The organism is Limnoglobus sp. (genome assembly GCF_059499385.1).
The window spans coordinates 15,375-27,233 of record NZ_JCABYM010000110.1; the positions used below are offsets into that span (position 1 = coordinate 15,375).

The 11,859-nt window shown below is 68.7% G+C and carries 9 protein-coding genes; 8 read left to right on the forward strand and 1 reads right to left on the reverse strand.

Features of this window, described 5'->3' with window-relative positions:
* Positions 1-114: 114 nt before the first annotated feature.
* Both AC5JJ2_RS19805 and AC5JJ2_RS19810 read left to right on the forward strand, forming a co-directional pair.
* On the forward strand, positions 115-1,452 hold the full coding sequence (locus tag AC5JJ2_RS19805) for an alpha/beta hydrolase (protein WP_495859757.1): 1,338 nt from the start codon (positions 115-117) through the stop codon (positions 1,450-1,452).
* Between the two features lie 340 nt (positions 1,453-1,792).
* Positions 1,793-4,789 carry an alpha/beta hydrolase family protein gene (locus tag AC5JJ2_RS19810; RefSeq protein WP_495859758.1) on the forward strand — a complete coding sequence of 999 codons (2,997 nt, stop codon included), beginning with the start codon at positions 1,793-1,795 and terminating at the stop codon, positions 4,787-4,789.
* A 294-nt stretch (positions 4,790-5,083) separates the two neighbouring features.
* On the opposite strand, the gene AC5JJ2_RS19815 is transcribed toward AC5JJ2_RS19810, so the two are convergent.
* Positions 5,084-5,860, reverse strand: coding sequence for a hypothetical protein (locus AC5JJ2_RS19815; protein ID WP_495859759.1), 777 nt, complete (start codon positions 5,858-5,860; stop codon positions 5,084-5,086).
* 125 nt (positions 5,861-5,985) lie between these two features.
* On the opposite strand from AC5JJ2_RS19815, the gene AC5JJ2_RS19820 reads away from it, so the two are divergent.
* The 6 genes from AC5JJ2_RS19820 to AC5JJ2_RS19845 all read left to right on the forward strand — a co-directional run bounded on the left by AC5JJ2_RS19820 (position 5,986) and on the right by AC5JJ2_RS19845 (position 11,645).
* Positions 5,986-6,951 carry a hypothetical protein gene (locus tag AC5JJ2_RS19820; protein WP_495859760.1) on the forward strand — a complete coding sequence of 322 codons (966 nt, stop codon included), beginning with the start codon at positions 5,986-5,988 and terminating at the stop codon, positions 6,949-6,951.
* Positions 6,952-7,080: 129 nt separating this feature from the next.
* The gene (locus AC5JJ2_RS19825) at positions 7,081-7,566 is read left to right on the forward strand and encodes a hypothetical protein (RefSeq protein WP_495859761.1); all 486 of its coding nucleotides are present in this window, start codon (positions 7,081-7,083) and stop codon (positions 7,564-7,566) included.
* Between the two features lie 11 nt (positions 7,567-7,577).
* Entirely contained in the window at positions 7,578-8,132 is a 555-nt protein-coding gene (locus AC5JJ2_RS19830; RefSeq protein ID WP_495859762.1) for an SMI1/KNR4 family protein, read from the forward strand.
* A gap of 42 nt (positions 8,133-8,174) precedes the next feature.
* Positions 8,175-9,143, forward strand: a complete 969-nt coding sequence (locus AC5JJ2_RS19835) for a hypothetical protein (RefSeq protein ID WP_495859763.1) — start codon at positions 8,175-8,177, stop codon at positions 9,141-9,143.
* 268 nt (positions 9,144-9,411) lie between these two features.
* Positions 9,412-10,479, forward strand: a complete 1,068-nt coding sequence (locus tag AC5JJ2_RS19840; RefSeq protein WP_495859764.1) for a glycosyltransferase family 2 protein — start codon at positions 9,412-9,414, stop codon at positions 10,477-10,479.
* 164 nt (positions 10,480-10,643) lie between these two features.
* Positions 10,644-11,645 (forward strand): 3'-5' exoribonuclease YhaM family protein, encoded by a 1,002-nt coding sequence (locus AC5JJ2_RS19845; protein WP_495859765.1) that lies wholly within the window; start codon positions 10,644-10,646, stop codon positions 11,643-11,645.
* Positions 11,646-11,859 lie beyond the last annotated feature (214 nt).

The window sequence follows — 11,859 nt, forward strand, 5'->3', positions numbered from 1 at the left end:
TCTCCGGGGAGGGGACGCGGCAACGTGCGTAGGAATTCTACGAACGCCGCCGCCGAAGGTTCGCGGCCGTACAACGGACGGCGTGCCCTTCTCCCACTCCCGAGGACCACCCGCGTGCGTACCCTCCCCGCCCTCACGTTGCTCGTCGCGCTCTCTTCCGCCACAACCGCGGCCGAGCCGACCCGCGCCGCCCGCGACCCGCAGGTTCCTCCGAAGTATTCCCTCACCGCGGACTCGCTGCCGCAGAAGGACGTGCCGAAGGGGAAGCTCGAAGGGCCGGTCCTGTTCAAGAGCAAGGTCATCAAGGACACCGTCCGCAAGTACTGGGTCCACGTCCCGGCCCAGTACACCGGCGAGAAGCCGGCGTCCGTCCTCGTCTTCCACGACGGGGCGCGGGCGATCAACCCGGCCGGCGTCCTCCGCGTCCCGCAGGTGCTCGACAACCTCATCGCGAAGAAACAGATTCCCGTGACCATCGGCGTCTTCATCACGCCGGGGCAGCGGGGCGACACGTTCCCGGATTCCATCGGCACGGGCAACCCGAACAACCGCGACCGCGAGTACGACGTGCTGACGGACGCCTTCGCCCGCATGGTGATCGACGAAATCCTTCCCGAGGTGGGGCAGAAGTACAAGCTGGCGAAGGAGCCGGAGAACCGCGCGATCGGCGGGTCGAGCAGCGGCGGCATCTGCGCGTTCACCGTCGCCTGGGAGCGGCCGGCGGAGTTCCGCAACGTGATCAGCCTGATCGGCAGCTTCACGAACATCCACGGCGGGCACGTCTACCCGGACCTCGTGCGGAAGGCGGACAAGAAGCCGCTCCGCGTCTTCCTGCAGGACGGCGAGCAGGACAACCGCAGCCCGCGGAACCTCGACCGCGACTGGTACTTGCAGAACCAGAAGATGATCGCGGCCCTGAAGGAGAAGGGGTACGACCACGCGGCCGTGGTCGGGAAGGGCGGCCACTCGGACGACCACGGCGGCGCGATCCTGCCGTTCATGCTCCGGTGGGTCTGGCGGGACCACCCGGACGTGGCGAAGTCGAACGACGACCTGGTGGCGCTGGCCGCGGCGGTGAAGCCGGAGCCGGTGAAGCTGTTCCCGAACCACGACCCGAAGGCAACGGTCGATCCGACCGGCAAGTACGCCTGGGAGGTGCGGCAAGGGAACGCGGTGACGGCGTTCACGCTGACGGTCGCGATGAAGGACGGAAAGCCGACGGGCACGCTGGAGTCGAAGCGCGGCGACGCGGCGACGAGCGCCCCGATCGCGGACGCGGTACTGGAGGGGAACAAGCTGATGTTCGCGGTGGCGACCCGCAACTTCGGCCGCGAGGCGGTCGCGACGTACCAGGGGATCGTGACTGGAACCGGCGTCACCGGCTGGGTGCTGACGGACTTCGACGGCCAACCGCGCGACGCCGCGTGGTCCGCGAAGCGGGCGAAGGAGTGACCCGTAGGGCGGGTCAAGGCTTTGCGCCGACCCGCCGTCTTATCTCCCTCTACCCCCGGCTTTGCGGGGGGAGTGGGCCGGGGTGAGGGGGAAGACGCTCCCCGATCCGGAAACGTCTCTCCCGTGTGAGGGAGGCGTTCCCCCTCACCCTAACCCTCTCCCCCGCAAAGCCGGGGGAGAGGGGACCGGAGGGGCGGCGGGTCGGCGCGAAGCCTTGACCCGCCCTACAACGCGCGCGGCCGCCCCCGCTGCGCGACCATTTTTCTCCGCATCTCCCGTGCAGACCCCGCAGGTTCGCGGTATTATCAGCCCATCGTTCATCCCGCCAGGAGTTCCCACCGTGTTGCGACCGTTCGCGCTCACCCTCCTCTTCGCCACGGCGACCCTCTCCCTCGCCCAGACGCCGACCAAACGCCCGCTGAAGCACTCCGACTACGACATCTGGAACACCGCCAGTAACGTCACCCTCTCCCCGGACGGCAAGTGGCTCGCGTACAACCGCATGCCCGCCGAGGGCGACGGCGCGGTGATCGTGAAGTCGCTCACCGGCGGCCCGGAGTACGCCGTCCCCCGCGGCGGCCGCCCGACCGCCGAGAAGGCCGAGGGCGAAGCCGCCCCCGCTACCCCGGCCGCGCCGCCCTTCGCGCCGGGCGGCAGCCCGGCGTTCACGCCGGACGGCAAGAAGGTGCTGTTCTCCCTGACGCCGACGAAGGCGGAGGCCGGTAAGGCGAAGGCCGGCGGCGTCCTCGCGGTGATGGACCTGACGACCGGGCAGGTCGTCGAGCGGCTGCCCCGCGTGCGGAACTACACCGTCGTCGAGAAGACGAACTTCCTCGTGCTGCACAAGGAGGCGAAGGCCGCCGACCTGACCCCCGCCGCGGCCGTGGTCGGCGGCGTGTCGCTCGCCCCGCGGCCGCCGCAGAACCAGCCGGCGACGCCGGCCACGCCCGAGCCGGGCGGCCGGTTCCCGCGGCGCGGCGGCGGTCAGCGGCCGCCGACTGCGCCGACCGCGGAACAGACGCCGGCCGCCCCGCCGGCCCCGGTCGGGTCCGAACTCGTCGTCCGCAGCCTCGCCGACGGCAAGGAACAGACCTTCACCGACGTGCTGAGCTACAGCACCACGCGGGACGGCAAGACGATGCTCCTCACGCGGGCGTCGAAGAAAGACGAGGACGCCGGGCTGTTCGCCGTCGAACTCGGCACGACCACGCTCCAGCCCATCAAGGCCGGCAAGGGGAGGATCGCCCGCGAAACCTGGGACGAGAAGCAGACGCGGCTCGCGTTCTTTTTCACCGAGGAAACGCCGCCGACGAAGCCCGGCGAGGAGAAGAAGCCGGCCCCGAAGCCGAAGGTCTGCTTGTGGGACCGCACGTCGAAGGCCCCGGCGGTCGAGTTGCTCAATGGCACGGTTCCGGGGCTGAAGCCGGGGACGATGATCGTCGATCGCGGCGGCGTCCGGTTCACCGACGACGGGCTGAAGCTCGTCGTCTCCACGGCGAAGATTCCCGAAGAACGGCCGACCACGCCGACCCCGCCGGCCGCCCCGGCCGACCGCGTGGACCTCGACCTGTGGCACTACAAGGACGCGCTCATCCAGCCGATGCAGAAGGTCCGCGGCGACACGGAACGGACGCGGTCGTACACGGCCGTGTACTTCTTCGACACGAAGGAGTTCCGCCAGCTCTCGGACGAGGACGTGACGGTCCCCGTACCGGACTTCGGCGACTGGACCGTCGCGAGCAACGACAAGCCGTACCGCCACCTGACCGGGTACGGGGCGTCGCTGGCCGATCACGCAATCATGAACATCCGTACCGGTGAGACGAAGCCGCTGCTGGCCGCGCACGAGGGGACGCTCGGCGGGTCGCCGAAGGGCAAGTGCCGGGCGACGTTCGACGGCAAGGACTGGCTCTGCCTCACCGTCCCGGACGGGAAGAAGGTGAACCTGACGGCGAAGCTGCCGGTGAAGTTCTTCGACGAGGACTTTGACCAGCCGATGAAGCCGCGGCCTTACGGGTTCGCCGCGTGGACGGCCGACGAGAAGTTCCTGGTGTTGCAAGACCGGTACGACCTGTGGAAGGTCGCGGCCGACGGGTCGAGCGCCGAGAACCTGACGAAGATCGGCCGGGAGTCGAAGACGGAGTTCAACGTCGTCACGTTCCCGGACCCGGACGGCGAGCCGCAGCGGGGCCTCGACCTGTCGAAGCCGCTGCTGCTGAGCGCGACGAACCTCGCCACCCGCGACGGCGGGTTCTACCGGCTGGAGCCGGGCGGTAAGCCGAAGCTCCTCGTCATGAGCGGCCGGGCCTACGGCCGGCCGGTGAAGGCGAAGCGGGCCGACACGCTCCTGTTCACGGCCGGCACGTTCTACGACTACCCGGACTATTACGTCGCGGACCGCGACTTCCGCGACGTGCGGCGGGTGACGGACATCAACCCGAAGAAGGCCGAGTTCAACTGGGGAAAGGCCGAGCTGGTGACCTACAAGAGCCTCGACGGCGTCGAGTTGTCCGGCATCCTGGTGAAGCCGGAGGACTTCGACCCGGCGAAGAAGTACCCGATGATCGTGTACATCTACGAGCGGCTGTCGGACGGGTTGCACAACTACCGCCCGCCGACCGCGGGGACGAGCATCAGCCCGACGTTCTACGCGAGCAACGGCTACCTGGTGCTGATGCCGGACATCGCGTACACGGTCGGGTCGCCGGGGCAGAGCGCGCTCAAGTGCGTGCTGCCGGCGATCCAGGCGGTCGCGGATAAGGGGTTCCTGGACGAGAAGGCGATCGGCATCCAGGGGCACTCGTGGGGCGGCTACCAGATCGCGTACATGGTGACGCAGACGAACCGGTTCAAGGCGGCGGCCAGCGGCGCGCCGGTGTCCGACATGGTGAGCGCCTACGGCGGCGTCCGGTGGGGCACGGGGCTGCCGCGGCAGTTCCAGTACGAGCGGACGCAGAGCCGGATCGGGGCGACGCTGTGGGACGCGCCGATGAAGTTCATCGAGAACTCGCCGATCTTCATGGCCGACCGGGTGCAGACGCCGCTGATGATCCTGCACAACGACCAGGACAACGCCGTCCCGTGGCAGCAGGGGATCGAGTACTACCTGGCGCTGCGGCGGCTGGGCAAGGAGTGCTACCTGTTCAACTACAACGGCGAACTGCACGGCCTGGCGAAGAAGGCGGCGCGGCAGGACTACACGCTGCGGATGCAGCAGTTCTTCGACCACCACCTGAAGGCGGCCCCGATGCCGGCGTGGATGGCGAACGGCGTCCCGTTCGCGGACCGGGAGAAGGAGAAGGAGCAGTGGAAGCCGCTGTTCAAGTCGGGGAAGTGACGCGGCAACGCGTAACGCGAGGTGTTGATCCCGTGTGGTTTTGGCTTTGTCCCCTCCCCCCTTGGGGGGGAGGGTAAGGGAGGGGGGTAGGCTTGCCGCCCCGATGAGGATCGCGTCGGTGGAAGGGTCCTGGGGCGCCGCCCCGACACAAGAGCCACCGACGGGGGGGCGTGTCGCCCGCACGCGGCGGGCGCCCCCGATCCGCCTCGCCTCGGTGGCCGGCACCCCCCCCCCCACCATACCCCCCCCCCCACGGGGGGCGGGGACAAAGCCAAAACCCGCCGCGGTCGCGGCTCACTTCGCCTCCGCCGCGGGCGGGGCTTTGAACGCCTCCGGGACCTTGTTCCGCTCGAACAGCAGCGGCATCAGCAGCAGCATCACGAACACGCCGATGCCGGCCGCCCCGGCGATCGCGTGGCCCAGCGTGTACCGCAGCACCGGCCACAGCGCCACGAACAGCACCACGTACAGCATCAGGTTGAGCATCAACGCCCCGACGAACGCCCCGCTGCTCGGCGCGTAGATCGGCGTCGGCACCTCGGACGGCCCGAACTCGATGAACCGCTTGCCGTCCTTCTCGCGGAACACCTTCGTCGAGCCGGCCTTGTACCGCCCCTCGCCGTCCAGGTCCGCCTCGAACCGGGCCGCCTTGTCCTTCTCCTTCACCTCGATCGCCGTCACGTAGAAGTCGGCCGACTTCATGCGGAACCCCTTCGTCGTGTCCTGCGCCTCGACGAACTTGCCGCTCACCTTCTTGTGCGGCACCGGCGTCTCCTTCTTGTTCGCGTCCCGGCGGACGGCGGTGAACTCGGCGAAGTCGTGCGAACTCGTCGGGTTGAACTCGAAGAACGTGCCGTACCTGTCCTTCGACTCGGCGCGGGTGTTCACGAACGTCCAGAACGTCAGGAACCCGCCGACGAGGAACGCGGCGATGGCCGCGCGGACCGGCAGCTTCGTCGTCGGGGCGTTGTACAGGGACGATTGCAGGAAGAGCGTCGTGCCCCAGAAGAACGCGAAGAACCCGGCGACGAGGCCGGCGAACGTGAGGACGAGGACGGTTCCGGGTGTCACGACCTTCTCCGGGGAGGAACGGGGGTGCGGGCTATCCTAGTTTCCCCCGTTCGCCCGGAAACCGCCGTTGCACGGATCGCGGCGGTTGCTATAAGGCCGGGCGGTGAAGTCCGCGAGGCCGCCCCATGCTCCCGACACTCGTTCTCATCGCGACGCTCGCCCCGAGCCGGGCCGAGCCGACCGTGCCGCCGCCGACGTTCGCGACCGGCGACGAGATGGTCTACGCCGGCGACGTGGCCGAGGAGAGCACCCGCATCGACGTGCCGTACAAGCGGGCGTTCGCGCTGGAGGTCCGTGTGTTCGTCCTGGCCGCGTCGGCGACGCACACCGACCTCGCGGTGATGACGCTGCTGCGGCCGAAGGAGGACCCGAACGTCGCCGGCCCGGCCGCGGCCGTCACCGGGATCGACCCGGCGAAGAACCGCACCCCGCCGGCCGTGCGGCTGGAGCTGATCCGCGTCGATGCGACGGGGCAGCCGGCGTTGCTCGTGCCGGGGACGAGTCCGCCGTTCGCGCTGACGGCGAAGACGCCGACGAAGCCCGCGCCGGCCGTGCCGCTGGACGGGCCGGCGGCGCTGGAACTCGGCTACCTCGTGCCGCGGCCGGACAAGGTGACGGTGAATTCGACCTGGAAACAGAAGGAAAAAGACCGCCCCGACGCGGCTTGGTCGGCGGCGCAGGCGGCCGTGCTGAACGGGGCGCAGGTGCTGGAACTGGCCGGCACGCAGCAGACGGCGAAGTGGGCGAACCCCGGCGGGCTGGAGGCGAACTGGCGGCGGACCGATTCCGTCTGGGTCGCGACGGCCGACGGGCTGGCCCGGCAGTTCACCCGAACCATCGAGATCAAGGACGGCGTGCACGTGGTGGAGAAGCGGACCGTGCGTTGCACGCTGACGACGCCGCCGACGCCGAACCGCGGCGACGGGTATTCGGCCATCCGCAAGGAGGTCGAGGCGGCGGTGAGCTTCGCGGCGGAGCTGGACGCCGGCCGCGCGACGCGGCTGCTGGAGCGGCTGGACGTGTTCGAGCAGCGGCACCGCGAGACGCCGTACCGCGCCGCGCTGGAGGCGGTGCGGCGGCGGGTGAAGTAGGCGAACGGCACGGCGTAAGCGTGCCGGTGTGGGACGAGTGCCCACCGGCACGCTTACGCCGTGCCGTTCGCCGGATCGGACCGAACTCGTGTTGTCCTTCCGCCGTCGCCCGGCATACGATGGGTCGCCATGGCCGAGTACGACATCGCCGCCCCGAGCCGCGCCTGCACCGCCACCGGCCGCGAACTGGCCGCCGGCGAGCCGTTCGTCGCCGTTTTGCTCGACGAGGCCGGGAAGTTCGTGCGGAAGGATTACGCCGCCGCCGCGTGGCCCGGCCCGCCGGACCGGTACGTCGCGTTCTGGACCGGCAAGGTCCCGCCGGCCGACCGGCCGCGGAAGCCGACGTTCAACGACGACCTGCTGGTCGAGTGGTTCCAGCACCTGGCCGGCAACCCGGACCCGGCCCGGCAGAACATCCGGTACGTGGTGGCGCTTTTGCTGATGCGGCGGAAGCGACTGAAGTTCGAGGACGTGCGGCGGCAGAACGGGGCGGACGTGCTGGTCCTGCGGGATGCGCGGTCTGGGGCGCGGCACGAGATCGCGGATCCCCGGCTGAGTGAGGCGGAAATCGTGGCGGTCCAGGACGAAGTGTTCCAAGCTTTGGGTTGGGCGTGAGGGAGTTGGTCATGGACTGGCTCTCGGTGTTCGATGTGACCCACCCCCAACCCGGCGCTACGGACGCCGAGATTGCCGAGTTTGTTGCCGCGGTTAGCCGGCCGATGTCGCGGGCAGAAATTCGGGAGGTGCAACAGCGCCAACGGAACCCGTTCCCAAAGGGGGATAGGTTCCACGACACTTGGCGACCAATTGATCCGACGACCTGGGTTGTTCCGAACCGCCCAATGCCGGAGTCTTACTTGTCGTTTCTGAAATGGTCCAACGGTGGGGAGTTCGGGAACGGTGATCGGTGGTTCCAGTTCTTCCCTACCCGATGCGAGCGTCAGGGTGTTCGGGCAATGTTACTCGCTTACGAGTTGCCGGAGTACATGCCGGGAGCGATGCCGATTGCGTTCGATGGTCAAGGCACGTTCTTCTTGTTCGACATGCGGCAGCCTGCGGTTGGCGGAGAATACCCGATTGTCCGCGCCCACGCCGGTTACCTGGGCTGGGAAGCGGAAGCATCGGGGGTAATTGCGGATTCGTTCTTGGCGATGTGCCGTGGCAGAACCGAGATTCGATGATCGGCGCGGTTTTTAACCGCATATGACTTGAGGGCCTCGACCATGCGAATGCTGACACTCTGCGTCGCGACGCTCGCCCTCGCCGGCTGCCAGTGGATGAAGGACGGCCGCGTCGAGCCGAAGGCCGTCACCCCCATCACCGGGCCGATGCCCGACCGCACCCCGCAGGAACTCGTCGGCTACCTCAACCGGCAGGCCGGCGTCCTCCGGTCCATCAGCTACGACGACGTGAACGCCACCGCCAGCGAGGCCGGCCGCGAACTCGGCTCCCTCAACGACAGCTCCCTGTTCTGCAGCCAGCCCCGCAACTTCCGGCTCATCGGGGCGCACCGGCTCGCCGGCACGCTCATCGACATCGGGTCGAACGACCGCGAGTTCTGGATGTACGCCAAGCCCATCGGCCGGGACAACTACTTCTACTGCTCGCACGACGCGTTCGCGAGCGGGACGGTGAAGTTCCCCATCCCGTTCGACACCGACTGGGTCATGCAGGCCCTCGGCATGGCCGAGTACGACCCGAACGGCCAGTACGACGTGAAGCCGAACAAGGAGCAGGCCGCCTACGTCCTCTACCAGCAGACGAAGACCCGGACCGGGCTGCCGGTCGTGAAGGCGACGGTGTTCAACGCGAACTGGGAGGACGGCAAGCGGCCGGCCGTCCGAAAGCACGTCATCTACGACCAGAAGGACCCGTACAAGCCGATCGCCAGCGCCGAGGTCGTAGCCGCCAAGACCGTCCGCCTCGGCGGCGACGGGTACGTGCAGGTCCCCACGGAGGTGATCCTCGACTGGCCGCAGCAGCAGTTCCGGATGACGATGAAGCTCGGCAAGGAGCGGGTGAACGAGGACTTCGGCGACCGGGCGGCGGCGCTGTTCAACAAGCCGACGATCCGCGGCACGACGCCGATCGACCTGGCGAAGTACGAGTTCGTCGTCCCGAGCAGCTACCGCGGGCAGGCCCCGGCCGGCGAGCGGCGGCGGACGTATCGGCTGCCTTCTTTGTGGAAGTGAATGCGCCTCCGCAACCACCGCCAGGTGCGCACCGGCGAGAGCGGGACGTGGCCCCAACCGGCAACAACTGGTTTTGTGGAACCCTGAGCGGAAGCGACGGGGTGTGGGAGCCTGTCTCACACCCCGTCGCTTCCGCTCAGGGTTCCACCAGCATTGGCCTCCCGTCGCCGCGATTCGGAGGCACGCCCCGCTGACGCCGGGACGCTCGCCGGTGCGACGGCCGGCCGCCTCCCGTGACGTTCGGGACGCGGCCCTTTAATATGATCCGATGCTTCCCGCAGGGCCGCCCCAGCCGCACCTGAGCGTTATCGTCTGCACGTACAACCGGGCCTCGTACCTGCCCGCGTGCCTCGGGTCGCTCCGCGCCGCGGGCGTCGATCATCTCGAAATCGTCGTCGTGGACGACGGCTCGACCGACGACACGAAGGCCGTCGTCGAGAAACTGACCGGCCCGGACGTGCGGTACGTCTACCAGACGAACAAGGGCCTCTCCACCGCCCGCAACACCGGCATCGCCGCCGCGACAGGCCGGTACATCGCCTACCTCGATTCCGACGACCTCTGGCTGCCCGGCGTCGCGCCGAAGCTCTTGCACTTCCTCGATCATCATCCCGAAGTCGGCGTCGCGTTCGCCGAGGCGAAGGTCGGCAACGACGCAGAAGGGTACACGCCCTGGACCGAGTGGGCCGGCCGCGAGGAGTTCCAGCGGCTGCCGCACACGCTCGCTGACGGCTTCCGCGTCTTCGACCGGGCCGCGTTCCACCGGCAATTGATCCGCCGCAACCTCGTGTTCACCGGCGCGGTGTTCCAGCGGCGGGAAGTGCTGGCGGAAGCCGACGGGTTCAACCCGAAACTGAACGCGGCCGGCGACTGGGAGCTGTACCTGCGGATGGCTGCGCGGCGGGTGTTTGCGTTCTGCCCGGAGGCGCTCGCGCTCTACATCCAGCACCCGGCCCAGATGACGACCGGCTGGGACAAGATGGCCCGCGAGTTCTGCGACACCCGCCGGGCGCACCTCGCCAGCGGCGTGCCGCTCGGCGCGGAGGAAGTCGCGCTTCTGAAGGAGACGCTGAAGGACGAGCAGTTCTATTACGCCTACCTGGCCTACGACCGGAAGGACTACCGCGAGGCGAACCGGCGGTTCGCGCAGCTGCTCCGCGAGTGCGGGACGGACCGCAAGGCGCTCCTGTACTGGGCGCTGACGTGCCTGCCGCGGCCGGTGACGCAGGCGGTGCGGTCCGTCCGTGGGCTGTTCGCGAAGGACGACGGCGTCCGTGTCGGCCCGACCCCGTGGGCACCGGCGGCGCGGGCCTCGCGGGGGATGGGGTCTTCGTAGGGCGGGTCAAGGCTTTGCGCCGACCCGCCGCCGCGCCCAGCCAGCGCGGCGTTTCTCCCGTGTGGTTGCGGTCCCCCGGCGGGTCGGCGCAAAGCCTTGACCCGCCCTACAAGACGGCCGCCGCCCCGCTTCTATCCGCCCTCCGGCCCCATACCCTATACCCCATGCGCAGATACATCGACCAGCTCCGCGACGGCGACGCCCTCGACGACGTGTACCTCGTCACCGACAAGCAGCTCCGCGCCAACCGCAACGGCAACCTGTACGTCCAGATGGACCTCCGGGACCGCACCGGCGGCATGTCCGCCCGGATGTGGAACGCCGGGGACAACGTGTTCCGCAGCTTCGACAACGGCGACTTCGTCCATTGCGACGGGAAGGTCCAGAACTTCCAGGGGTCGCTGCAGATCGTGCTCAACCACATCGAGAAGGTGGAGCACCAGAAGATCGACCTGCACGACTTCATGCCGCACACCGAGCACGACATCGGCAAGCTGCTCGAACGGCTGCGGACGTTCCTGACGCGGCTGACCTCCCCGCACCTGCGGGCGCTCGCGGAATGCTTCCTCATGGACGACGCGTTCATGAAGGCGTTCTCCGCCTGCCCGGCCGGGGTGAAGCTACACCACGCCTACGTCGGCGGGCTGCTGGAACACACCGTCACGATGATGGACATCGCGGACCGGCTCGTGCCGTTCTACCCCGGCACGGACCGCGACCTGGTGCTCATGGGGGCGTTCCTGCACGACGCCGGGAAGACGAAGGAGCTGACCTACGCCCGGAGCTTCGGGTACTCGGACGAGGGGCAGCTCGTCGGGCACATCAACATCGGCGTCGAGATGCTGACGGCGCAGATGCCGCACGTCGAGGAGCTGACCGGCGAGCCGTTCCCGCGGGAGCTGTTGATTCGCCTCAAGCACATGATCCTGAGCCACCACGGGACGCTGGAGTACGGCAGCCCGAAGGTGCCGATGACGCCGGAGGCGATGCTGCTGCACGCGGTGGACATGATGGACACGCGGATGCACATGGTGCTGCGGGACATGAAGGAAGACAAGAACAACCAGACGGCGTGGACGCCGTTCAACCACACGCTGGCGCGGCGGTTCTACAAGGGCGGGCCGAACGGCGACCTGTACGCCGACACGCGGGACAGCTACGACTGAGACAAAGTAGTAGGCACACTTTGTGTGCCGTTTGCTGTCGGCCGCGGCGACTCGAACGAACGCCCCGCGACTCGGACGAACTCCCCGCCACCGACAGGAGACGGCACACGGAGTGTGCCTACTACTATTTTCGCCCCGTGTCCCATCCCCGAAGTCAAGTGTCCCGCCGCCACGGGGGCCACCCGTGGCGGTGGCGGCGGTGGCGGTCTCGACC

Excerpts from the sequence above, each read along its gene's own strand:
- AC5JJ2_RS19820 (WP_495859760.1), top strand. The coding sequence starts at position 5,986 with ATGCTCCCGACACTCGTTCTCATCGCGACGCTCGCCCCGAGCCGGGCC.
- AC5JJ2_RS19825 (WP_495859761.1), top strand. The coding sequence starts at position 7,081 with ATGGCCGAGTACGACATCGCCGCCCCGAGCCGCGCCTGCACCGCCACC.
- AC5JJ2_RS19830 (WP_495859762.1), top strand. The coding sequence starts at position 7,578 with ATGGACTGGCTCTCGGTGTTCGATGTGACCCACCCCCAACCCGGCGCT.
- AC5JJ2_RS19835 (WP_495859763.1), top strand. The coding sequence starts at position 8,175 with ATGCGAATGCTGACACTCTGCGTCGCGACGCTCGCCCTCGCCGGCTGC.
- AC5JJ2_RS19840 (WP_495859764.1), top strand. The coding sequence starts at position 9,412 with ATGCTTCCCGCAGGGCCGCCCCAGCCGCACCTGAGCGTTATCGTCTGC.
- AC5JJ2_RS19845 (WP_495859765.1), top strand. The coding sequence starts at position 10,644 with ATGCGCAGATACATCGACCAGCTCCGCGACGGCGACGCCCTCGACGAC.